We start from the raw sequence: 24844 nt of genomic DNA, 5'->3' as shown, positions 1-24844 counted from the left end.
AAACTATAACCTTATGCTGGGGTGTAGCCAAGCGGTAAGGCAGCGGTTTTTGGTACCGTGCATCGGAGGTTCGAATCCTTTCACCCCAAGGTTTCTGTTATTTCTTTTTTTTATTCCCCTCAGCATGGTTTGTCGTTCTGTTAAGGAAAACTTCATTTTAGGGAAAAGATTGACTTTTTCCGAGATAGAGCTATAATTTTGCCTCGAAAACTGTTCAGATATATGTTCTAGACATGACAGTCAATGGTCCCTGGGAAAGCGTGTTTTAACTCTGGGAAGAGGTGTTTTTGCAGAGGATTCTTTTAGCTCAAGATTATGGAGAATAGCACATTATGGAGCTCGTAGTTACAAGTCGCGAGACTGATAAAAAATCTTTGCTTAAAAAAATTCGTCAAACAGGAGGTATTCCTGCTGTTATTTACTCTGGCGGAAAGAGCCTAGCAAATATTGTTGTTGATGCTCACGTGTTTAGCAAATTTTTATCTAGCCTAGAAAGCGGTGCGCTATCTTCTACAATTTTTTCTTTATCTTACGAAGGTCGTACGATTAAGGCCTTAGTTAAAGATATTCAATATCAAGTGACCTCATATAAAGTGATCCACTTAGATTTTGAAGAACTTATAGAAGATCGTGATGTAAAATTAAATATTCCAATTCGCTGTATTAATGCCGTGGATTGTGTTGGCGTAAAACTAGGCGGATCTTTAAGACAAGTTATCCGTGCTTTACGTGTCGTATGTAAACCTAAAGATGTTGTTCCCTACTTAGAATTGGATGTCCGCTCTCTAGGATTGTCTCAGACAAGAAAGCTTTCGGATATTCAACTCCCTGCAGGGCTTCGACCTATCACCCCTCTGAAGGAAGTTGTTGTAACAGTATCTAGAAGATAATTTATTTATGACTAGTCTGGTTGTTGCCATAGGGAATCCGGGGCGCCAATATATATGGACGCGACACAACATAGGATTCCTATGTGTGGATAGGCTAGTTCAGCAGTTCCCCGGAGTGCATTTTAAAGAAGCTCCGAAATTATTTTCTGATATTGCCAAGGTAGAGTCGTCCCAAGGGTCTATGGTTTTTATAAAGCCTAGGACTTATGTTAATTTAAGTGGTAAGGCTGTTTTAGCAGTTAAGGGATATTATAATATTGCAACAGACCGTATTCTAGTTATCGCTGATGATGTGAACCAACCATTTGGTAATATTCGTCTTCGCCAAAGTGCTGGAGGAGGCGGTCATAAAGGGATAAAAAGTATCACACAAAGCCTAGGTTCGAATGACTATTGGCAGTTGCGTTTGGGTATAGGTCGACCTCAAAGAGAAAATGTAGAGTTGTCGGACTTTGTTCTCGGGCAGTTTACTGAAGAAGAACAGATTGGAATACAATCCTTATTTATCGAGGCCAGTGCGTTATTTTCTCAATGGTGTTCTGGGGCTCAAACAGCCTAGGAGATCCCTTAAGTAATTTTTGTAGACTGGGATATCTTAGGGAAATAAACTACTCTAGCTATGTTTAGGAGTTTTTAATGAAAGAAAAAACAACCCAACTATACGAAGGGGCGTATGTATTTAGTGTTACTCTCAGTGAAGAAGCTAGACGCAAGGCTTTGGAGAAGGTAACTTCAGGCATCACAAATTATGGTGGCGAAATTCTAAAAATTCATGATCAAGGACGCAAAAAATTAGCGTATACTATTCGTGGAGCTAGAGAAGGTTACTACTATCTTATTTACTTTACAGTAGTTCCTGGAGTGATAGCCGAGTTATGGAAAGAGTATCATCTTAATGAAGATCTTCTCAGATTCTTAACCCTTAAAACTGATGCAGTCAAAGAAGTTTTAGAATTCGCATCATTACCAGAATAATTGTTTAAGGAGAAAATATGAATAAGCCTGTTCATAATAATGAACACAGAAGGAAGCGTTTTAATAAGAAATGCCCTTTTGTTTCCGCAGGTTGGAAAACAATCGATTACAAAGATACGGAAACTTTAAAAAAATTTATTACGGAAAGAGGTAAGATCTTACCTAGAAGAATTACAGGTGTCTCTTCCCGCTTCCAAGGTATTCTTACCCTAGCTATTAAGAGAGCGCGTCATATAGGGTTTCTACCTTTTGTAGGAGAAGATTAATTTAGAGGAAAAGAGACAAAATGAAACAACAACTACTTTTACTAGAGGATGTTGAGGGTTTAGGCCGTAGTGGCGATATTGTAACTGCACGTCCTGGATATGTTCGTAACTATCTTCTGCCTCAACAGAAAGCTGTGATAGCAGGAGCTGGAACCTTAAGGTTGCAGGCTAAATTGAAAGAAGAACGGTTACTCCGTGCAGCAGCAGATAAGGCAGAATCTGAAAAATTAGCAGAAATTCTTAAAGATATCGTTCTTGAGTTTCAGGTCCGTGTAGACCCGGATAATAATATGTATGGTTCCGTCACAGTAAGTGATATTATTGCCGAGGCAGCTAAGAAAAATATTGTTCTTACACGTAAGAATTTCCCTCACGCTCATTATGCGATTAAAAATCTTGGAAAGAAAAGTGTACCTTTAAAACTAAAGGAAGACGTAACTGCAACTTTAATGGTTGAAGTATCTTCTGAAAGTTCGTACGTTGCCGTTCTTAATACGCAACCGTCTCAAGAACAGACAGCTGCTGAAGAATTAAATTAGGCAAGGTGGGGAGTCTGCTCCTCGCCTATACAAAATTGGTTTTATGGATCTTTTTTCTCCAGCAAAACTCAATCTCTTTTTAAAGCTTCACGGCAAAACAGCTCATGGCTTCCACGAGATGACAACCCTATACCAAGTCATCAATTTTGGAGATAGCCTGAGCTTAGAGAGTAGTAGTGAAGATTCTCTTATTTGTAATCTACCAGAATTAAATACTCCTCAAAATCTCATATGGAAAAGTGTTCAGGTTTTCAGAGACTACACCAAAATCTACAGTCCTGTTGCTTGGCGGTTGTATAAGCGTATTCCTATAGGATCTGGTATGGGAGGCGGCAGTAGCAATGCTGCTACAGCACTCTATGCTTTAAATCAACATTTCCAAACGCAACTATCCAATGATGTTCTGCAAGAGCTAGGGAAAAAGATTGGCATGGATGTCCCTCTGTTCTTCTCATTGGGATCTGCTCTAGGCATAGGATGTGGCGAGCAAATCCTTCCTTACGAAAACGATCGTGGCGATGAAAGGTATGTCCTCTATTTCTCAGACCAAGCTGTCTTGACTAAAGACGCTTTTTCTTATGTACGCCCCGAAGATTTTTCTAAAAGGGAAGAATGCTTATCTTTATACGAGAGAAACAATGATTTAGAAAAGTCCGTGTTTCGTTTTCGTAGGGATCTTGAAGAGAAAAAAGACATGCTAAAAAGGATATGGAGTCCTTTTGATGCTCACGTTAGTATGTCTGGGGCCGGGGCAACGCTATTTGTAAGTTATCCCAAGGAAATCGAAATAGACCCCTCCATAGTTAAAGCTATCCATGCAACTATCCACAATAGCCAGGGTATGCTCGTAAATAGCTTACGCAAATACACTGGATGGTTTGAGCATTGCGATAGTCTATTTACAACAACAAGACAATAAGGTTCCTTCAGCAACAGAAACTATCTTACTTGCCTCAACAGAAAGAGTACTCTCAGCTTGGCAAACTTCGTAAATCTGATCAGCATTTTCTTGTTCATGTGAAGATCCAAGAACACATGAATAAGCTGTGGTAATCCTTTGAAGTGCTTGTTTAAGCTCTTCAGTATTGTTGTCAGTAGTCAATAGTGTAATTGTATGCGTCATAATCAGACCCTCATCTCTTTCTCTTACTTATAGAAATAAAAAATTTTTTACAATTTCTTTCCCACATTCTATTTTCAAAAGGAAGTGATTTTCTAATTGCTGACTCTCTGAGTTAGGAAAATGCTTTTGAGTCTTTATTTTTACTCAAGATATCTCTATTGATAATTATAAGAATTGTCGTCTCCTAGGTTGTTTATGATTTTACCTCAATACTCTTCGTCATTGAAGACCGGAGCGGCTCTGCTTTTTTTCTGTTCTATACTGCATACATTTCTTACGCCTTGGTTGTTCAGACAATGTCAACGGTATCAGCATAAAAAAATGGTATTCCCAGAAAGGTGGAAGAAATATCTTTGGTTGAGTGAATTTTATCGATTAGTAAGTAGGGTAGAGCTAGTTTTCGTTCTTTGGGCAGCTCCGCTATTTTTATGGTTCCTCTATTCTGAAGGATATAGAGTGACTATGAGTTATTTCAATAGTAGGAACTACGTATTTTCCCTGTTTATTGTCATTATGCTCATTCTTCTTGAATCTCGACCTATCGTATACTTCTCAGAACGTGTTTTCTCCAATATTGCAAAAATAGGTAAGCAGTCCCCACGGTGCTGGTGGTGGACGCTGATGATCGCTTCGCCATTGTCTTCCATCCTTCTGAAAGAGACAGGCGCTATGATTATTGCTGCGACTTTGCTAGTTAGGAATTTCTACAAGTTTTCTCCAACCCCACGTTTTGCTTATGCAACCATGGGATTGTTATTTGCTAACATCTCTATCGGAGGATTAACTTCCGCATTATCTTCTAGAGCTTTGTTTATTATTTTACCCTCAGTGAAATGGGGAAATAGCTTTATTCTACAATATTTCTGTTGGAAAGCAATAATCGCTATCCTGTTGTCGACAACTATCTATTATCTCATTTTCAGAAAGGAATTTAATAACTTCCCTAAGGTAGTGAGAAATCCCTCTGTGATGAATGAACGTGTGCCAAAATGGATTATTTGTGTGCATATCATCCTTGTGGGCTCTGTTATTCTTGCAAGATCAGTTCCACTGTTAATGGCAGCTATCCTCATCTTTTATTTGGGATTTCAGAAATTTACAATTTTCTATCAACACGCAATCAACCTTTCTAAGGTGTGCTTTGTAGGATTATTTTATGCAGGTCTAGTGATTTTTGGAGAACTCCAAGAGTGGTGGGTGTTAGAGCTCATGCATAGAATGTCAGATTTTGGTTATATGATCACTGCGTATACCTTATCCATATTCTTGGATAATGCCTTAGTGAATTACCTGGTGCATAATCTCCCGGTGGCTACAGATTGTTTTCTTTACCTCGTTATCGCTGGGTGCATGTCTGCAGGAGGATTGACGATTGTTTCTAATATGCCCAACATCGTGGGCTATCTTATTCTGCGACCCTCATTTTCATCGTCATCATTATCTTTAGGATGGCTATTCTTATTTGCCCTAGGACCATCTATTATTTCTTTAATGACCTTTTGGTTTTTAAGAGATATTCCCGAATTTGTTTATTGTTTCTTTAGATGAAAACCTAACCCTCTTTTCCATGAATGTATACAGGAATTTCTGATCCTAATTTCTGATTGAGAAATTCCTGGCAGTAAACTTTAAAATCCGTGTAGTTCATATTTTTAGCAGCGGCAATTTTTTCGTTAGGTAGTGAAAATTGTACAGACGCTTTTTCAAAGGCTAGCGAAAATAATGCCGACCCCATAGATTCTAAGGAATGGGTAGGATGAGTAATATTTTTTATATAGGCGTCTTTTAAGTCAGAAAAATATGCCTCTGACATACCAAAATCCTCTACCGAAGCAGCAACACTTTGGATGAAAGCCTGTGTTTTCATTGCCAATTCTTGAGGAGTATATGCATTAGAACGGATGTACAGTATCCCTGAAGGACATAGTAGAGGTTCGTGGTAACATGCTCCTATAACGTAGCCTAATTGTTGTTCTGTATGCAAATGAGAGAAGGCGATGTGATGTAGCCATTTAAACATCATTTCTGTGGCAACGACATGGTCTATGGAAGAAGAACGTCTATCTTGAAGGACTAACAACATAGCGTTCCCTGATAAGGGATAATCTATGTTTATATTGGCGATGTCTTTCTCCTGCCTTTGATAGTAAAAACCGTCGACATCATATTGTGGATAGCAAGAAGAAAAATCCTTAACTATAGATAGTAGTTCGTCTTCTTGTTTTTTTGATGGCGGTCCAAGAACTAAAGCATCAACATGTAGTTGGTCAAATAGACTGTTTACAAAACTTTCTACCTCTTCAAAATCCATGGTTTTTAGAGAGGCAAGCTTTTCTTGATAAGAGTACACGTCGTGTAGTGTATACGACCACAGTTGATCGATCCCTGCACGTATAGGACATTCTGAAATCTTTCTCTGATATATTTCTAGAAGCTGTTGCTTCTGTATGTCGAACTTGTCTTTATCTATAGCAGGTTTCAAAGAAGATAAAATAGACTTCAGTAAGATAGGGGCCGTAGTAGTATATCCAGTAATTTCTAAATTCAACCCATCTCCACGCAAAGAAGTAGAGAAAGAAAGACCCGCTTGAGCTGCTAGGTAGTATTGTTTAACAAGATTTTCGTTAATAGCAAGAGCACATAAATCCGTAGCTATTAAGGAGCGGATATTCTTTCTAGAAATCTTGGGAGAGCGTATGCGTAAATTGATGGTGAGCTTAGGTGTGGTATAAAAGTTGTCCTCGCAATAGTAAAAGGTAAGACCCTTATCTTGATAAGCTAATCTAGGTAAGAAAGGAAATCCTTCTGTGTCTGTTTTAGACACGTTTGCAACCTCAATATTTTTCGGAATATAAATATTCGGTTGCGGCAAAGCCATACATCCTTTTGAGTCCGCTTCTTGGTAGGCTTGTAGATCCGATAAGGACTTTTCATAATAGACCATATCAAAAATCGTATCATGGTGTTGTAGGGCTTCTTGCCAATTTTTAGGGTTTTTTGTTGATAGCACATAACGCGCTTGGCTGGGATCTGAAAGCGTTTTTAAAATGCTTTGCTCTTCCTCAGAGGAATATTTGGGATAAACAAGAGAGCGATAGGGATATGTGGTTAAATCTTCGTCAATAAGATCTGCAATTTGTTCCTGCAGAGTTTTGAAAAGATTCGTGTTTGAGCCGTAGCAATACTCTAGAGTATTAATAGTAGTAATGTCTTTTAGACAGTGTTCAGGAATGCCCTGTTTTTGGATTTGATGTAAGTAGGCAAAAGTGTGGAGTAGTACTCTAGAGTATTCTCGTTCACCTTTTTCAGTGAGCTGATAGTATATTGTGAAACTCACTGTGTTGTCTGAGGTTTTATAAAATCCAGAATCTAACTCTGTAATGAGGTTTTCCTTTTTTAATAGATAGACAAGACTATCAGTTGCTTCGTGCTTTAAGATATAGGAAAGGGCGGCATAACAGCCTATGGGAGCTTGGGAGGTAGTATAGAGATGCCAGTAGACCTGCATACTTGCTGTAGGCTCCACCGCAGCATTTATGTAAAGTTTCCCCGATGAGAGATAGTCATCAACAGAAGATAACGTGGGATGTCGATGGTTTTTCTTAGAAGGAATTTGCGCAAAAATCTTGGGAAAGATTTTGATAGCCTTTTCTAGAGTTTCTGCTGTGTGGATGACTGCTATCATATTTTCAGGGTGATAACGCTGATGAAACCATTGATGCATGTCCTGAGCTTGAACTTGCGCTAACGTGGAAGCATTGCCACACCCAAATCTTTGTAGAGGATGTCCTTTAGGCGCAATAAGTTGTTGAATGCGGTGTACACGACGAAGATCCTGATTGAGATGCATAGAAAATTCCTGGTGTACGGCATGTTTCTCTCTGTCAATATCCTCCTGACGGAAAAGAGGGTGGATAAATAAATGCACAAATTGATTAATCGCTTCAATAAACGCTGAGTTTTTATAGAAAATAGGAAGCGTGTTGTATAGGAACTCGTATAGGCGTTGTATACGCCATTGTTGTTACTTAGGAAATGAGAAAACCCGTTGGTATCAGGATATTTGGCATTTCCTAGAAAGACACAGTGCTCTGTTAAATGTGCTAGCCCAGGAAAATCCTATGGATCTGGGGAGTTCCCCGTTTTCACTGCTAAAGCAGCTCCTGAGTTAGAAATCCCTGGATGGGAAATGATGAGCAACTGCAGTCCGTTGGGACAGATGATTTTTGCTGTTCTTTGATTGGCTATGGAAGGGGTACAAACTTTTAGGGGACAATGATCAGGAAGGATCTTGGAAGATTGTTTGCATGACGTTACTGCTATAGATATAAGTAAAGTAACGAATAGTGCCTTCCACTTCATTCTTATAATTCCTCGTACAACTGTGTTAGAATAGAAAATGCTTTTTTTGATCTCAAGGCTCGTTGGCTATGCTTATCACTTTGGCTAAGCTCGTCTTCAGAGCATAATTGGTCTAATAAAATCTCTTCACCAAAGCTAAAACGAATCGGAGCAAAGAAAATTGCTCTGTATTCTCCAATAGTGTCTTCTATTGTTGGTGGAGGAGGAAGAATGTCATAGGTTTTTAATGCAAATGGATAGAAATGAGCAGGTCTCCCTGATGCCTTGGTGAGCAAGCGAAACATCTCTACACTTTCAGGTTGAAATTCTGCAGGATAAAGAAGATTGTCTTGCGTTTTCCTATCTCTACCTCCTGCAGGGGCTACATAAATAAACTTGCCTCCTTCATGGAGTAGAGTTTTCAATGTTTTCATGCTTTTCTGGTTATGATGAAGCTTCTCTTCTTTTTGCTCTGGAGGATTGTTGATATGGCGTTTGGAGTAAATGCATAATAAATCGCATCCCATACTAAAAGGACGTGCTAAAGGATCGGAAGTTACACGATCTCCTGCAACAAAAATCATGTTTTCTAGAAGTTCAGGGTGGGTCTTCCCTAAGGCATAATACATCAGTTGGGGATCGCATTCTGTTTGATGATTGGCAAGCAAAATTACGTTATCTTTACGCCCGATGAATGCTTGAATGTGATCCAAATGATGAAGGTTATAAATTTTAGATTGCTCATCATCTACAAGTACTGAAAAAAATTGTTTGCCGAAATCAAACAGGTCTACCGGTGAACGGATTTTCTTATGGTACGGAGGGAAAACAAACGGCTCTTTGAGATCTTCAATGACAATTTTTAACCATTGTAAACACAATTCTTCTGCCTTTTCTAAAGAACATTTCCTCGTCGCTGCATCGATATAATTTTGATGATAAATCTGAAACTTCTGATACAAGGACTCAGGTAAGGATTGGTTGCCAAAGGCTTCTAGTAGATAGGTAGAAAAATGCATAACCATGCCTATAATTCAATACTCTCTCCTGTAACTAATGAAAAGAATTGGTAGTGATTGAGGTGAAGCGAGTCTGAGGTATTGATTTGTAATTTCGCTTTTAAATGTTTAGCCAATCGGATGAGTTCATCATCATCTTGTTCTTGTTTCATAAAACTGGCAATTTCAGGATGCACAACTAAACACAGGTGGGTGTGCTCCTTATGATTGATGACTTTTTTGAGATCGCGTTCAATTTCAATCACCACGCTTTCCGGGGTTTTGATAATCGCATTCCCACTACAGTAAGGACACGTAGTGAATAGTGTCTGCATTAAAGATTCGCGATTTCTCTGACGGGTCATCTCAACAAGACCAAATTCACTCATACTTAAAATCGTACAGCGAGCAGCATCGTATTTCATATGTTCTTTTAGGCGTTCTAAAACACGACGTTGGTTTTTCCGTGACTTCATATCTATGAAATCAATAATGACTAAGCCCCCAACATTACGTAAGCGGAGTTGTCTAGCAATTTCCTCAGCAGCCTCTAGATTGATTTGTACCAGAGTTTCTTCAACACCACTTTCTAGTTGCGTGCTTCTACCTGAGTTAACATCAATTGTATGCATCGCTTCTGTTTTATCGAAAAATAGATAACCACCGCTTGAAAGCCAGATTTTCCTTTTTGTTGCTTTATCTATCTCTTTTTCAATGTTAAAACGTTCAAACATAGGGATAGAATCACGATAGTATTCAATCTTTACAGAAGAATTAGGGGAATATTTTTTGAGCATACGCTTACATTTTTGATAGGTAGAGTAATCATCTATCAATAAGCGTTTATAATTCTTATCTATACAGGTGATAACAGCCTTTTTTAAGATATCAGTCTCTTCATAAAGTAGACAGGGCTGATCGGTAGAATGGAATTTCTCCAGGATGCCCTTCCATGTTGCAAGTAAGTCGTGAGCTTCATTGATTAACGCATCTGTAGAAGCAAGGACACTAGCCGTTCGACAAATTAAACCCATATCCTGAGGCATTTCAAAGGAGCGGATGAGCTGTTTCAATTGATCCCTCATATGCGGATCTTCTATTTTTCTAGATACACCACGATGAGGGGAGTTAGGAAGTAAAACTAAATAACGTCCAGGAATAGAAATGTTAGAGGTGAGACGTGCTCCTTTAGTGCCTATAGGTTCTTTCACCACTTGAACGAGTACAGGACTGTCTAATTTCAATAACTCTTCTATAGGAGCTTCTGGTTTTTCATTGTTTTCTTTGTGGAGAACATCGAAATCCATATCAAACATTTGTTCAAACTTCTTAGAGTTCTCCAATACGTCGGAAATGTGAATAAAGCCGTTTTCTCTTTCATCAATATTGATGAATGCGGATTGAATGTTTCTTAAGATATTAGTTACGCGACCCCGATAGATGTTGCCCTTGAGCTGGCGAATTTTTTTTCTTTCAATGATGAGGTCAAAAAGCTGGCCGTTTTTTAGATGAGCGTAGCGAATTTCTTTGGACTCTATATTTAATAAGATGTCGTTTTCCATGGTCTTCCTTGATGCCTAATCCGTATTTCCCTGCTTTTTTCTGGGACATAATTCAGGAATAGGTTTGTTTGTAGAGGCGTGGTCTTAAACTTCCTAGATATTTGTCTACTTGCTGAGAGAAAAATTATAAAAAAATTAGGTAAAAAATTCTACAGAAATGGTTTATTGATTCTTTTAATTTAAAATGATAGTTTTATTTATTGTCTCAATAGATTTACAGCATGTCTTTGTTTTCTATAATTACCTTGTTTGGTAAACTCCTGTCTTCAAACTCGCAGAAGCTTTAAACATTGCTTTGAGATTTTTTCTTATGGGAAACACAGACGATCTAAAATTATACATTTGCCGACTCAAACTTCCCGGAGAAAAAGAGGTAATAAAATATTCTTTAAGCCCAGCAAGTATACGTGAATCTGGTGAAGAAGAACTGTTTTCCAGTACCATTGATGTATCCGGAAGCTTAGAAAAAATAGATAATGAACAATGGATTTTGTCTTTAAATATCGCTACCGACTTAGGGTTACGTTGTTGTATTTGTGACAAAAGTTTTCTATACTCTGTGCATTTAATGGATGTATCTCACCTGATTTGCCATGAAGATGCGAAATCGGGTGTATTTGATTGCAAAGATTTAATTAGGCAAGAACTCCTCCTAGAGAGCGACCATTTTCAAGAATGTAATAAAGAAGGCTGCCCTGAAAGAGGAAATATCGTACAATTTTTAGAAGATAGAAAGAAAATCAAAGGGGAAACCCCTTTCGATAATTTATAAAAGGTGAGAGATATGGCAGTACCACGCAATCGACATAGCAATGCGCGAAAAAATATCCGAAGAAGTCATCATGCAAAACAAGCACGTCATGCGGCTGTCTGTAACAACTGCAAACAAGCTTTTATTCCTCATACAGTCTGTACTTCTTGTGGTTTTTATAACGGGAAAGCCGTTATGACTGTAGAAAAGAAATAACAAAATATTTGTGCTATGAACGTGCAAATTGGCATAGATCTGATGGGAGGAGACCACTCTCCTCTCGTTATTTGGGAAGTGCTAATCGATGTACTCAACTCTAGAGCTTCGAACTCGCACATTTCTTTTATTGCTTTTGCTTCTCATGAAGTGAAAGAGCAGATACTCAGTCACAGTACTTACAAGGGATATCCAGAGGTAATATCTTCAGAAAGCTTTATCACTATGGAAGATTCTCCCTTGTCGGCTATTCGCAAAAAGTCTTCATCCATGGCTCTGGGTTTAGACTATCTCAAAGAGGATAAGATAGACGCATTGATTTCCACAGGAAACACTGCGGCATTGATTACCTTATCACGAACAAAAATTCCTATGTTCCCTACAGTTCGTCGTCCTGCTTTACTTGTTCGTGTTCCTACTATGCACGGATGTGCGGTTATATTAGATGTTGGTGCTAATGTCTCTGTGAATCCTGAAGAGATGTTAGGTTTCGCTCGTATGGGGTTAGCCTACAAGCAATGTCTTGGGGATACAGAACATCCGACCGTGGGTTTATTAAATATTGGTTCAGAAGAACGTAAGGGGACGGAAGCACACAGACTGACATTTCGCTTGTTGAGAGAAACCTTTCAGCATGCCTTTCTAGGGAACATTGAAAGTGGTGATGTCTTCAGTGGTAGTGTCGATGTTGTTGTTTCAGATGGGTTTACAGGAAACATCTTTCTGAAGACAGCAGAAGGCGTTTTTGATTTTCTCAGTCATATTCTAGGGGATAAATTAGAGTCTGATGTGAAACGTCAATTGGACTATACGATTTATCCCGGTTCGATGGTATGTGGGCTATCGAAACTTGTCATAAAATGCCACGGGAAGGCTTGTGGCCGGTCTTTGTTTAACGGAATTTCTGGATCTATAGATTTAGTTCGAGCACGTGTCTGTGAGCGGATTTTATCTAGTCTCTCTTAGTGTTTGCGTTTACCCCTTTGTGATCTTTCTTTATTGACGGGATCGTGTTGATAGTGATAAACCTTTTGAAAACGAATACTGAAACATCTCTGAATTAGGTTTACGATGATCGAAAAAAAGGTATCCAGGTTTCAAAAGTCTACATTTTCTCACTCCGTAGTTTTAGCAATATTAGTTTCCACTGGGATGATCACCAATAATGATAAATTATATGGTTATGTACCAGCTTCAGAGGTGATTCTCGATACGCTTTCTATGCCTAAAGCAGAATTAGAAGTACCTTCTGCAGGTATTTTTAAGAAAGAAAAACCTATCCATGCGCAAGAACCTAAAAAAGGAGAAACGGATCAAGAGACTTCTCTTTTAGATAATACATCTACATGTGTGTACAAAGTTCTAGTTGCAGAGGATGAACAGAGACAACATTTAGAAAATACGAGCACCATATTTCAAACATCCAATGTTTTATCTTGGGAAAATCTAGATACCAGGTCTACAAATGCTGAAGCGGAGCAAGAGAAAACCTTTCCACAATACGCTGTAGAGGATCTCCAGCAGGGATTAGCATTCTGCTATAAAAACGCACCAGAGCATCTTGTAGACGCAAATACTCCTGGATTCTTAGGCATAGCCCTAAAGGGAACAGGAATGAAATCGGGCCTATCTCTCACTAACTTAAAATCTACAGCTGCAGGAGCAGCTGTGTATTCTGAAGAAGACGTCCTGTTCGAAAGCTTTAAGGAAAAACTCGTTTTTGATGGTTGTGAGTCTCAAGCAGGTGGTGGAGCTGTTTCTGGACGTAGTATCGCTATACATGGTTGTCATGCTGTTACAATAGCGAATTCTAAGACAGATTTAGAGCTTACACCTGCTTCTGGAGAGAGTTCGGATTTTTCCGTAGGGGGCGGTGCTTTTAACGCTAATCAAGTACATCCAGTGCATAAGTCTCGATTTGCTAGTGGAGACGTTGTATTCTTAGATAATCAGGGATCTGTTCTCTTAAGTGGGAATCATTCGGACAAGGCTAACGGAGGCGCTGTAGCTTGTGGCAGTTTTATTTGTTCTGTAAACCATAGTGATATCCATTGCCTCGATAATTATGCTTTATCTGGAGGCGCTGTATCTTCTTCAAAATCTATGGATTTTTGCGGAAATTTGGGATCCATAGAGTTTCTAAATAATCAGGCCTTGGCTTCTTCTGAAGGTTCTCCGTTCTTGGGAGGAGGAGCTTTAGCTGCTGGAGAGAGAATTAGTTTTCTAAATAATCATGGAATACTGTGTTCTAAAAACACTGCGAAGTGCCGTGGAGGAGCTCTTTTATCTAGAGAGGTAAGCATCGTAGAGAACGTTGGCAATTCTTTGTTTAAGGAAAATACAGCCGAAGTCACTGGTGGTGCGATTAGTTCTCGGCATCAAGTAGAAATTGATCAAAATTTTGGAAACGTTACCTTTGAAGGTAATACCTCTAAGTTCGGTGGTGGGGCTATTTATTGTTTGCTTCCTGCGCAACCTGATACAGATGCTCAAGAGCCACGTATTGGATCTGGTGATATTAAAATAGTCGATAATGTTGGAGAGGTTCACTTTACATCTAATGCGAACCTTCTAGATTCTCAAGAGACTCATAGCTATCTCGGTGGTGGGGCTCTTTATGGATCCAATGTGTTAATTTCTGGAAACATCGGAGCGATTACTTTTTCTAAGAATCAAGCGGGTCAATGTGAATCTTCTAGTACACACATTGGTGGCGGAGCGATTTTTGCTCATGAGGTGGTTACACTGTCCGGGAACTCAGGAGAAGTCACCTTCTCTTACAATAAAGGGCAAATTCTTCCCTTGCCTTTATCTCCAACACCTGCCGAAGAATCCAGTACCTCGAATGCTCCTATAGAATCTTCTACACCAGTAAATTTAGGGGTCCGTGGTGGCGGAGCGATTTTTGCTAAGAGTATAAGTGTAGAAGATAACTCTGCATCCGTGTCGTTCTCTGAAAACTCTGTGGAAATTAGAGATAACCAGGCGCAAAAAGAAAATCCTTTAGGAGGAGGAGCTTTGTTTGGGCTTGATTCTGTTGGTTTGAAAAATAACGTAGATCTTGCCTTTAGCAATAACCGAGTTTCTGGGGGAAATAGTAGTGGAGGAGCGATTCTATCTAAGGAGGTTGCCATTGCCCACAACGGGAAAGTTCAGTTCACTCGTAACTGTGCGAAATTTCTTGGGGGTGCTGTTTGCGCTTTAGGAGATACATTACGTATTGAGAATAATGAATCTACTGTATCTTTTGTTGGAAATAGAACAATTGCTGCTGGTGGAGCACTAGCAAGTGCCGCAGGCGCTGTGTCTATTTCTCAAAACCTAGGGAAAGTGGAGTTTAAGGATAACTTTGTTTTTGGGGATCCTTATATTGAAAATCTTGAGGAAGGACAGATCAATTCAGAAGGGCATCATAGCGGAGGAGGAGCGATTTTTGCTAAGACATCAGTAGTTATTCGAGGCAATGACAATAAAGTGCTTTTCTCAGGAAATTCTGCAGGATGTTTTGGTGGGGCCATTTTAACAGGTTCATTAACCTCAACCGAATCTCAAGAGCGTTTTGCCGCTAAAGTAGAGAGCGATAATACAAAAGTCGTGATTACCGAGAATACCGGAGATGTGATTTTTTCAGGAAATAGTACCACGGCTTCTAAACACCCTGAGCATAATTTATTTGGCGGTGGCGCTATTCATACTCAAGACCTGATCATTAAGAACAATGAAGGTTCCGTAGCTTTTTATAATAACTATGCTCCTACAGGGGGAGCTGTTCGTATTAGTGAAAAAGGCAGCGTGGTTTTACAGGCTTTAGGAGGGGATATAGTTTTCCAAGGCAATAGGAATTCTGAAGATGTCTCTAATGGGATGTACTTTTCAGGAAAAGAGTCGAAATTAGTTGAGGTTTCCGCTGCTGGAGAGACTTCTGTGATTTTTTCCGACGCTATTGTTTTTGAAGATTTGACCTTAAGAAAGGGCACAAAAGATCATGAGGATGCGTTAAATGATCCTACGTTGATATTTAATTCTAAAGCTAAAGATGATGCAGAAATTGCCCATTCTGGAAATGTACGTTTTTCTCATGCCACATCTAAAATCCCTCAGGTTGCTTTGTTAGAATCAGGAACTCTGATGTTATCTAATAAAGCTCAGTTATGGCTATGCGGCTTAAAACAAGAAAAAGGTAGTGAGATCTTACTTTCTGCAGGAACAGTTTTGCGTATTTTTGATCCGAATGCAAAGCCTACTGAGAAGATAAAAAGCCCTACATCTAAAGTGTATTATAGTGCGTACGAGTCTGTTAAACAGCCGGAAAATAAGACTTTGGCAGATATCAATTCTATTGGAATTGACCTAGCTTCATTTGTTTCCAGTGATGACGAGACGCCTTTACCTCCTCAGATTATTGTGCCTAAGGGCATGACAATTGGCTCAGGATCTCTAGATTTAAATCTTTTAGATTCAGCAGGTGCCGGTTATGAAAACCATGCTTTACTAGGTAAAGAAACGGATATTACTTTACTTTCGTTTAAGAGTGCCTCCTCGGTATTAGATACTCCTGATCTGGATCACGCTTTAGAAGAATTACGTGTTAAAGTTTCTGTTCCAACAATAACAGAAGACACTTATGGACATATGGGAAGGTGGTCTGATCCAAAAGTAGTCGATGGAAAATTGATGATCAATTGGAAGCCGACGAGTTATAAGTTAAATCCTGAGAAGAGTGGGGCTATCGTATTAAATTCCTTATGGGGGCATTGCGGAGATTTACGATCTTTAAAACAACAACAGTTAGCTCACAATATTACCGCACAAAGAATGGAGTTAGATTTCTCAACTAATATTTGGGGATCTGGGATGGGAACTTTCACTAATTGTGCAACAATTGGTAAAGTGGATGGCTTTACTCACCGTGCCGGTGGCTATGCTTTAGGATTGGATACTCAATTAATAGAGGACTTCTTAATTGGAGGAAGCTTCGCGCAATTCTTCGGTTACACCGATAGTCAATCTTATTCATCACGTAGTGATCAAAGTGGTTATTTAGGTTCAGGATACTTGGGTATCTTCACTGGGTCGTGGTTATTTAAGGGTATGTTGATTTATAGTAACGTGCATAATGACTTAAACACGCAATATCCTCAGCCGAATTTAGGTCGATCCAAAGGATCTTGGGATAGTCGTGGTATCTTGGCAGATGCTCACGTAGATTATCGTTATATTCTAAACTCACGTAGGTTGATTTCTTCTATTATTTCTGCGGTTGTACCCTTCGTGGAAGCGGAATACGTTTATGTGAATTTTCCTAAATTTACAGAGATAGGTAGTGAGGCAAGAACATTTGACGAAGGACATTTACAGAATATAGCAATCCCCTTTGGTGTAACCTTAGAACATAACTATTCCCTAGGGCAGCGTTCAGAGGTTAATAGCGTGAGTTTTTCTTATGCTATTGATATTTATCGTCAGGAATCCACTGTTCTTATTCACTTGCCAGAAGCTTCTTATTCATGGAATGGCGTTGGTTCTAGTCTTTCTAGAAAGTCTATGAAAGCTCAGTTTAGTAATGATACAGAGTGGAATTCGTATTTCAGTACTTTCTTAGGATTTACCTACGAATGGAGAGAGCATACTATAGCCTATGATTTGAATTGTGGTATGCGTTTGATCTTCTAAGGCGTATTGTTTGAGACTTGTAAAAGCAAAAAAGCGTTGTGAAATCTCTCACAGCGCTTTTTTATTGTTTAGCCTGACTATTTTAGGTGCTTTGAGGAACTATGATGTCCATAATGTAGAGTGGGTAGACGATTCCTTCGGGTTTGAGTTCATAATTTTCATTATAGAGACGATCAAGTACAACATTAATGCGAGCTCCTGTTTCAGGAAGATTGATTGTGTTAGTTACCATATCCAGTAGGTAGTTATAAATTTACGCTTGTATTTCTGGTGTTGATGTTATAAATGCGTTGTGTAGATAGGACACAAGTGGAGAATACTATGCTGTATAGGCTTGTTTGAAACTCTTTTTAAAAGCCTTGTATTTTTCTATGTTCTGAGGTAGTATTGGGGTTTGTCTTAGGGTTAGACTAGCAAGATTCTGATTTAGATGATGAATGGCTAAGCCAAGTTGTTTCTCATAGATATGTTTTAAGCCATTAATTTGATGCCATTCCTCTTCATGTGTAACGAGTTGTTGTTGTGTGAGTAAGTGTTCTTTAAACATTTGCAGCCACAAGAGTATCTGGTCTCTTCCAGAAGTTCTTGTATTGTACAGATGATTAATAGACCTGCAAATTGCTTCACCCCAAGTCGGTCGGCACATATTTGCATACGAAGAAATTTCATTAAGAGCGGAGAGTTTTTTCCGCAGAAATCGTGCGATCTTCTAGAGATAGAATGAGGTGGGTGCATCATGATAGGAAATGTCTCAGCATCGGGATGAGAAGGATCTTCCGATAATACAATAGTAAGATAATTCATGATGTTCTCCCAACCAGAATCCCAGCAATGCAAGTTATGAATTGGTCGTATTAACTTTTTGTAGTTACACGAAATTTTTTCACAAGATGCTGTCTCTAATGAAGTTAAAAATGGCGAAAGAATAGGAGTTAGGGACAAGATATCTTTGGACATCTATTAATTTCAAATTCATTAGTTAGATTTTGAAGAATGGATCGTTTTACCTCTTCAACGAAGGCTTCTTGTATTTCTGTTAAGGGTATAAGGACCTTTGTGAGGTTTCGGGAACCAAAGAGGTTCTCTGGGTCTTTCTGCAGTGGGGAAAGAGTTATTGCGGCAACTACTAATTTAATTGGAATAAGTAGCACACGAAGTATTAGAGAAGTAAGAACCAGGGGTAAGGTACGCTAGAGCAATGGCGAGTTAACCAAAAAGACTCTAGATGTTCGATACCAGATAGAGACTATTTTTGACAAGATGGTTGAAAATAAGGAACACAGAAATTCGCCTCTTTTATGCAAGTAAGTGATATGTTGGCAACACGATAGGTGAGGAAAAGAATAGAGAAATAAGGCGGTGTCAGCCGTGAGTTGCTTGGGTTAAGGTAATAAGGAACACGCTCATAGAGGTATTCTCTAAATATTAAAAATAGTTTAAGGTTTTTAATACCCTATCATCGTATTAATCTGATGCTAACCTAAACTTTGTTAGTGAAGTGCTTTAACTCTAGTTTTAAATATTAATTAAAATATACGGATCAGCCTACTTAGGATTGGCCTTAAAGAAGGAACTCAGCGATTCAAGCCAAGAGAATAACCACTCCGTATTGTGGATTTTAAACTTGAATCGAGAATATACGAGCAGCAATATCGGAATTATATTTTTAGAATGTACAATGGTACCATTTTTTGTTTGGGGTAAAAGATAGAGGCAACACAACTGTGTGGTGGTTATGTTGCCTTAGCTTCGGTGGGATATGTTGTGCTGTGAACTATTTCGATATTTTATTCGTTATAGTTTTGAGCGGTAATAACGCCTTCTTTAAGTAGTAAGTAACAGATAGCCTCTCTCGAAGGTTTGTAGTCATTTTCTTCCGAGAAGAAGACTTCTTCCATAATTTGAGCACGACATCCTTCAGGAATACCAGCAGCCTCTAAGTCTGCTAGGATGGTGTTGGTTAGAGCTTGTATCTGATCTTCAGAGCCTCCAAGAGCCTGTTCTAGAGCAGAGTTAATCAAGTCTTCACCACTATTTCGGTAAACACTTAGGAATCGTGAGAAATATTGGTTATGCTGATTAGTATATTGACGACCGGCTAGCATGGTTGTATATGGATCTAGAATAATACCCACATTGTCTAATCCCAATTCAGAACCGTAAACTATCTTGAAGGCTGTCATCATGTGCCATTCTCTTTGGTTCCTGAAGATTTCTGATAAAAGCCCTTCCTTAAACATTTGTACCCAAACAAGCACAATATTTGCTGTCTGATCGTTAGCATTAAAGACAGCTTGTAACTCCTGGCCAGCAACTCGGACCCAAGTAGGAGGACACCTATCACTGTATGAAGCTACGTTGCTTATGATGGATAATTTCTTTTCGTGCGTTATGTTCGAACTACTTATGAGCTTACGCATTTGATACATTGTAGAGCGGGAAAGAGCTTGGGCCTCGTATGAAGAAACTGATGCCTCCCTACCTCTAGATAGATCGAGCAGTATGCTATGCCAACTATAGCGTATCTGTTGGTTCTGTGCTAATCGTAAAGTTCGAGATCTAGGGTTTTGTACTTGTTGAAGAATACGACTGTCCTCAATATCTAGAACCTGTCTGATGTGATCTTCTAGTGGTTGACGGATTGGTTCCCAGGTATCAGGTACTTCTCTTGTTAATGAGGTTAGGTAGTGATCATTTTCCGGAGCGAGGTGGACATTACCCTCCTCTATGAACATAGGGCTTGATAGAAGGCTTCTTAACAGTTGGATATATCCATCTACTTCTTCAGGAGTTGCTTGAGTGGCTAGGGGAGGAAGAATTCGATTAGCAGGTGAGCCGATGCCTCCTACTGCACCCTCGGTATCAAAAAGAATGAACTCAGGTGTTATCTCATTTTGTAAAGCAATTTCTTCTTGCATAGCTACTAAACACATTGCCACAGAGTTTGGATCATAATGAGAGGCTATGTATTTTAATATGTCTGCTTTTCTTTCAATGGGAACCTCATTATTTTTTAAAATATAGTGAATTCTGAACAGGTAAGCACGAGCAGTATTACTTACATCTTCTATTTCAAATTCTGGACTGGTTTTATTAACAATCATGTCTATTATTGAGAACCATTGTCTACGTAAGTCTGCACTTTGAGTAGAGTTAGTAATATTGGTTCTTAGTCTATTTAGAAAAGACCAGTGATTAGGCGTGTTTGCTAGGAGATTCTGAATAAACTCGTTATTTCTTCTTACATATTCTTCGGGGGAGATATCCCCCAATCTTTCTTGCAAATCCTCTGAAGAAATCGGCTCATAATCTAGATTGGGTGTCGTATAAATAAATGCTTCCAAAGGTAATTCAAGAAGATTGAAGCTTGCTTCATCCAACCCAGAAAGTGAAGCTAGTAAATTAATGTGTCTGCTGTAATATTCAGGTTGTAGATCAGGAAAGTGTTTCTGTAGGAAAGCATATCGAGGGTCGTTTGGTGAAATTAGTTCTTCACTAGGAGGAGGCGTAACAGGTTCGACTTCTAGAGAATCATGGCGCAATAGTGTGTCACTGAGAGTTAAGGAGGAAGGACGTACGGGTTGTCCAGCAACTAGATCTGGGAAAGTAGTGACTGCGGAAAGATTAAGAACATCGTCATCACTGAGGGGCTCAGGAATGCCTTGAAGTCTTAGGTTTACACGAGCACTGCTAATAAATCTTGCGTGATCCATATTAGGATACAATCTATTTAACAATTCTCTGCCAGAGAGAGTGTGGTTAACTTCTACAACAGGAATAGTTTCAGACGTATCATTGACTAGAGAAGTTCGTCCAGTAGCTCCGCCACCTTGATTGTGAAAATCTTCTAGATCATCTTCTGGGCGTTCAAGAAACTCGGGTAGAGAATCAGCTAAAGATGCAGAAGACGGGTCAGCTTCATGACCTTGGAAGAGGGGGAGTTCAGATAGGTCACAACTACCAAAAAATAGAGATGCGGGGAGATCAAGAAGAGTATTTTCTTCTTGAAGATCTTCTGGTGTTAAAACTTTGATTCCTAAACTGTCTAGGGTAACAGTGTTTAAGTCGATTGTGGGGAAGTTTGCTTCCAAGAACTCTCTAAGAGTTATTTCTTGAGAACCTACTTCTCCTAAAGATTGAATTAAGGGTGGACTGAGAGGGGAAACAGGAATAAAAGAACCAGGAGAAAATCCAGATGCATCTAGTCCTGTAGCAGATGAAGAAAAGGCACTAACTCGTCTTCTTGCAGGCGAAACTGGGGGTCTTGAGGAAGATGTAACTTGGGTCGCCTCAAACCTTGTTGTAGGTTTAGATAAGCAAGGGCAGCAGCTTAATCCTAGAAGGATTAACTTCAAAGGGAGGAGGATAACACAGAGCAGAACCGTAATAATAGCAGATAAAATAAAGGCAAAGATCTGTCCTGCTTTATTAGAACCGGGCTCTGGATTTAAACAAAGACAAGAACTAATTTTATTTCTTAAGGCATTAAATATAGATAGAAAAGAAATCTTTTGATTGGCGGTTTTTATTAAAGAGGTTCCATGTAATGCTGAAGCAGGTTGCGAGCGTGCAGAGGCAGCCCAGAAATTATTGTTTTCTAGTGACATAGAAACTTACCTAAATAAAAAATAATTAGGCTAAAAAACTCTCCCCGACGGGGTCTATTTTCGCGCCTTTTTATGAAAAGATAAAGCATTATAGAAGAATTTGATATTAATTACAACTTTTATTGGTTATATAATTGAAGTTTAAGAATTTTTAACTCAACAATTGTTCGTGTCTTTTATAAAGATTTTTTATAATTCTATTTATTAACGGAGTGTCGAACAAAGTCGTTTTTTTTATTTTTTGGGTGGTTGTCTCTGGATTTGATCTTTAGGATCCTCAACCTGAGTAAGGTGAACGTAATCGGAGAGGTATTCAGATCAAGCGGTCAATAGAAGGGGGTAGAGAAAATTTCGTTTTCGGGGACTCTTCATGTTCTCATGGTTTCGCATAGATATTATCATAGATACAGTGACAGAGAGTTTTTTAGATCTTGAGAAGATTCGGAGATTTGATAGCGGGTGTGGGGTATTCAATAAGGTTTGATGCTGAATGTCTGTAACTAGAAATGAATCTTTTATAAACGCGGTCATATAGGCTTTGTTTTTTTAAGACAGGGTAGTCTGTAAATTGAATCCGTGCGAGGGAATCCATGTTCATCCTTAGGGAACACCTGTGGTAGTTTTTAAAGCTAGTTATGTAGTGTCCGGTGAAGAACGGTTCGTAATAAACCGCGGCAATTTTCTTGAACATTTGTACACACAGTAGGAAGTAGTTTACACTAGTTTCTTGTTTCTTATAGATCCTGGTCAGTTCTCGAAATATCACTTCTATTGATGTAGGAGGGTATGCATAAGATCCAATACAGTTTAACAGCTGTTCTTTTCTTTATCTTGTGATAGATGGGTCTTGTAATTCTGCTGTAAGTTTCTCTAGAACGGAATAATAAAGAGATTCTTCTAGGGAGTCTTGTTTGGCTAGAAGAGGAGTCGTTTTTTTTGTAAAACTTGGTGTTTACGTGGTTAAGAATTTTGAATAGGGGATCGGGTATATCGGAATATATTTTGCTTATCTCACTTTACAATAGGCATAACTTCAAGGATTTTAAAAAGGGAGAGGACTCAGGAGTTACATGAAGGGTATAGGTATTGATACACAGCGTTTCATTACATATATCCTGTAAATGACAAGAAAAAACCTTTATAGAGGGGATATTGTAGCTGTTTTAGCATCTTTCAAACATAGGCTGACTCCTAAGAGAGCGAGTTTTAACGGATAGAGAAATACGAAAAGAACACTACTGACAACTACAGAAAGAATAACAGTAAGAAGTATACGCGCATTCACTAGATTTGCAGTATACGGGTGACGGCTTCAACAAGGTAGTTGTGATGAAAAAGTAAAAGACGTATTGGTGGATGTTTCCTGCACATGTCTGTAAACGCTGTTTTAAAGATAATTCAGCAACGGGACTGGTGGAGTAGTTAGGAAACAATTCAGAGTGATGTTTGCTATAGAGATAGCTCAGTCTTACAAAATTCATGAAGCGGTCATTCAATATTGTATTCACACATGCGTGGTTAAGATTAGATGAGGAGCTCATTCATAAGCAATGTATGATTTGTGACTAAAAAGTAATTCTGAGGTGCTGTGTTTAATTACAGATCTCGGATATAGAAAGGGAGCGTCTAAGCAATAACTTTACGGATAAAGGAAGTCGATATAACTATAAAAAGAAGTAATTCTAATTAAAAAACATCTGAATGACAAATTATGAAAATAAACAAAATAGCGATTAAACAAAGGAATTTCCTAAAGATTAGTGAGATAATGTTTTTTCTGAAAGTATCTTCCACTTTTCTTTTTATACTTAGTTTGTTTACCTTCCTCAATTTCGCATTTTCCTTCAAAGTATGTAATTTTCTCAATGATAGCGCTTTTTCTTTTGATTTTAAATGAGTTGCATAAGTTCATCTAATCATAAAATCAGATTTTTAATAAGAGTTTGAAATAAAATAGAGTGGAAAATACCATGCCCCAGCCATTTGTAAATTGGATTGATTTTATATGAAATGTATTTCTCCTTGTTTCTATTTGAAATTGGGGAACTCTGAAGGTTGCTGCTGTAATTTTTCTGCTTCTCGAGTTCATTTTCTCATGACGATTGTATCATTAACAGCAAGTTTATTGATTACTACTAGATCTCTGTACTATAGCTGCTGTGATTCTATTCGGGAAGTAGTTAGGAGTACTGTATTCTACCACAATTATCGGTATATCTGTTGTTATTGGGGTATTACTTTTCAGCGCTAGTTTACAATGTTTTTCCTGTCACGTTGTAATATCTCACTCTCAGCGTTTTTCAGAAGATAATTCAAGATCTCGTAATCAATGATTATAGGCCATCACTCAGAAGTTACTATACTCATATAGGAAAGTGTAGCAACCATAGAAAGAGAATAATGAACTTTTTTGTCAGAATACGAGCAAGAGAGTCTCGCCTGCCAATGTTGTATCAGTCAGAGAGACCTATCAAAAATCAGCATGGGTAGGCGCTAGGGAGGAGCTTGACAACGCTATATACAGGTTCCCAAAGGTTCTAAGGATTGCTTATTATAGTCGAGGACGTTAGTAATCTCAACAACGAATGTCAATAGAGCTTGCCTAGATACAGAGAAAGAAGGATCAACCATGTACGTTTTATATGGAGTTATGAAGATCTTCTTCAGCAAATTCACTCTCATCATGATCTTATTGATTTTCGGAAAATTGTCCCCCCCATTATACACATCAGCAAGTTCGTATTTTAGTGCAGGAAAAAGATGAGTCGCAAACGCGTATACGTTTTTAGAAGATGCGTTCAGTCTAGGGTGATAGGGATTTCGCTGTCTTGTCTAGTATGAAAAGAGATTCGCACAGTTCAGTAGAAAAACTACAGAAGGAGAATATTGTGCACTTGTGGCTA

Annotated in this window: 18 protein-coding genes, 1 tRNA gene and 2 pseudogenes; 13 read left to right on the top strand and 8 right to left on the bottom strand. The window is 38.7% G+C overall.

What is annotated here, in order from left to right; translation table 11 throughout:
* The first annotated feature begins 17 nt into the window (after positions 1–17).
* The 7 genes from FI836_RS01695 to ispE all read left to right on the top strand — a co-directional run bounded on the left by FI836_RS01695 (position 18) and on the right by ispE (position 3589).
* Positions 18–89, top strand: a tRNA-Gln gene (locus tag FI836_RS01695).
* A gap of 243 nt (positions 90–332) precedes the next feature.
* On the top strand, positions 333–890 hold the full coding sequence (locus FI836_RS01690; RefSeq protein WP_014944000.1) for a 50S ribosomal protein L25/general stress protein Ctc: 558 nt from the start codon (positions 333–335) through the stop codon (positions 888–890).
* A gap of 7 nt (positions 891–897) precedes the next feature.
* Positions 898–1449: an aminoacyl-tRNA hydrolase gene (gene pth, locus FI836_RS01685; RefSeq protein WP_006343480.1), complete on the top strand. Its 552-nt coding sequence runs from the start codon at positions 898–900 to the stop codon at positions 1447–1449.
* A 77-nt stretch (positions 1450–1526) separates the two neighbouring features.
* On the top strand, positions 1527–1865 hold the full coding sequence (rpsF, locus tag FI836_RS01680) for a 30S ribosomal protein S6 (RefSeq protein WP_006343479.1): 339 nt from the start codon (positions 1527–1529) through the stop codon (positions 1863–1865).
* A 17-nt stretch (positions 1866–1882) separates the two neighbouring features.
* Positions 1883–2131 carry a 30S ribosomal protein S18 gene (rpsR, locus tag FI836_RS01675; RefSeq protein WP_006343478.1) on the top strand — a complete coding sequence of 83 codons (249 nt, stop codon included), beginning with the start codon at positions 1883–1885 and terminating at the stop codon, positions 2129–2131.
* 20 nt (positions 2132–2151) lie between these two features.
* The gene (rplI, locus tag FI836_RS01670; RefSeq protein ID WP_006343477.1) at positions 2152–2670 is read left to right on the top strand and encodes a 50S ribosomal protein L9; all 519 of its coding nucleotides are present in this window, start codon (positions 2152–2154) and stop codon (positions 2668–2670) included.
* 43 nt (positions 2671–2713) lie between these two features.
* Entirely contained in the window at positions 2714–3589 is an 876-nt protein-coding gene (gene ispE, locus FI836_RS01665) for a 4-(cytidine 5'-diphospho)-2-C-methyl-D-erythritol kinase (protein ID WP_014943999.1), read from the top strand.
* Here the strand turns inward: ispE and rbp7 are convergent.
* On the bottom strand, positions 3566–3793 hold the full coding sequence (rbp7, locus tag FI836_RS01660) for a reticulate body protein Rbp-7 (RefSeq protein WP_006343475.1): 228 nt from the start codon (positions 3791–3793) through the stop codon (positions 3566–3568). The two genes, ispE and rbp7, sit on opposite strands and share 24 nt — an antisense overlap.
* 195 nt (positions 3794–3988) lie before the next feature.
* Here rbp7 and FI836_RS01655 point away from each other — a divergent pair, with 195 nt between their 5' ends.
* Positions 3989–5341 carry a putative Na+/H+ antiporter gene (locus tag FI836_RS01655; RefSeq protein WP_014943998.1) on the top strand — a complete coding sequence of 451 codons (1353 nt, stop codon included), beginning with the start codon at positions 3989–3991 and terminating at the stop codon, positions 5339–5341.
* A gap of 4 nt (positions 5342–5345) precedes the next feature.
* Here FI836_RS01655 and FI836_RS01650 read toward each other — a convergent pair.
* From FI836_RS01650 to FI836_RS01630, 3 genes and pseudogenes are all read right to left on the bottom strand, one after another.
* Positions 5346–8155 (bottom strand): annotated as a pseudogene (locus FI836_RS01650) (insulinase family protein).
* Positions 8156–8157: 2 nt separating this feature from the next.
* On the bottom strand, positions 8158–9153 hold the full coding sequence (locus FI836_RS01635; protein ID WP_014943995.1) for a 1-acyl-sn-glycerol-3-phosphate acyltransferase: 996 nt from the start codon (positions 9151–9153) through the stop codon (positions 8158–8160).
* A gap of 8 nt (positions 9154–9161) precedes the next feature.
* Positions 9162–10694: an Rne/Rng family ribonuclease gene (locus FI836_RS01630; RefSeq protein ID WP_014943994.1), complete on the bottom strand. Its 1533-nt coding sequence runs from the start codon at positions 10692–10694 to the stop codon at positions 9162–9164.
* A 310-nt stretch (positions 10695–11004) separates the two neighbouring features.
* Between FI836_RS01630 and FI836_RS01625 the strand changes: the two genes are divergently transcribed.
* The 4 genes from FI836_RS01625 (at position 11005) to pmp18D (ending at position 17334) form a co-directional block, all read left to right on the top strand.
* Positions 11005–11466 carry a hypothetical protein gene (locus FI836_RS01625; RefSeq protein ID WP_014943993.1) on the top strand — a complete coding sequence of 154 codons (462 nt, stop codon included), beginning with the start codon at positions 11005–11007 and terminating at the stop codon, positions 11464–11466.
* A gap of 12 nt (positions 11467–11478) precedes the next feature.
* On the top strand, positions 11479–11661 hold the full coding sequence (rpmF, locus tag FI836_RS01620) for a 50S ribosomal protein L32 (RefSeq protein ID WP_006344383.1): 183 nt from the start codon (positions 11479–11481) through the stop codon (positions 11659–11661).
* Positions 11662–11676: 15 nt separating this feature from the next.
* Positions 11677–12627, top strand: a complete 951-nt coding sequence (plsX, locus tag FI836_RS01615; RefSeq protein WP_020351110.1) for a phosphate acyltransferase PlsX — start codon at positions 11677–11679, stop codon at positions 12625–12627.
* Between the two features lie 105 nt (positions 12628–12732).
* Entirely contained in the window at positions 12733–17334 is a 4602-nt protein-coding gene (gene pmp18D, locus FI836_RS01610; RefSeq protein WP_014943991.1) for a polymorphic outer membrane protein Pmp18D, read from the top strand.
* An 82-nt stretch (positions 17335–17416) separates the two neighbouring features.
* Here the strand turns inward: pmp18D and FI836_RS05410 are convergent.
* The 4 genes and pseudogenes from FI836_RS05410 to FI836_RS05310 form a co-directional block, all read right to left on the bottom strand.
* Positions 17417–18760: pseudogene (locus FI836_RS05410) on the bottom strand (DUF1548 domain-containing protein).
* A 361-nt stretch (positions 18761–19121) separates the two neighbouring features.
* Positions 19122–21941 (bottom strand): DUF1539 domain-containing protein, encoded by a 2820-nt coding sequence (locus FI836_RS01590; RefSeq protein ID WP_139934564.1) that lies wholly within the window; start codon positions 21939–21941, stop codon positions 19122–19124.
* A gap of 424 nt (positions 21942–22365) precedes the next feature.
* Positions 22366–22713 (bottom strand): DUF1548 domain-containing protein, encoded by a 348-nt coding sequence (locus FI836_RS05315; RefSeq protein WP_234885811.1) that lies wholly within the window; start codon positions 22711–22713, stop codon positions 22366–22368.
* Between the two features lie 366 nt (positions 22714–23079).
* Positions 23080–23226: a hypothetical protein gene (locus FI836_RS05310; RefSeq protein WP_014943986.1), complete on the bottom strand. Its 147-nt coding sequence runs from the start codon at positions 23224–23226 to the stop codon at positions 23080–23082.
* Positions 23227–23946: 720 nt separating this feature from the next.
* Between FI836_RS05310 and FI836_RS01580 the strand changes: the two genes are divergently transcribed.
* Positions 23947–24192 carry a hypothetical protein gene (locus FI836_RS01580; RefSeq protein WP_139934563.1) on the top strand — a complete coding sequence of 82 codons (246 nt, stop codon included), beginning with the start codon at positions 23947–23949 and terminating at the stop codon, positions 24190–24192.
* The last annotated feature ends 652 nt before the right edge of the window (positions 24193–24844 follow it).

Origin of the sequence: Chlamydophila parapsittaci (assembly GCF_006385615.1) — a bacterium.
GTDB classification, from domain to species: Bacteria; Chlamydiota; Chlamydiia; order Chlamydiales; family Chlamydiaceae; genus Chlamydia; species Chlamydia psittaci.
This window is presented reverse-complemented; position numbering and strand designations above follow the sequence as displayed.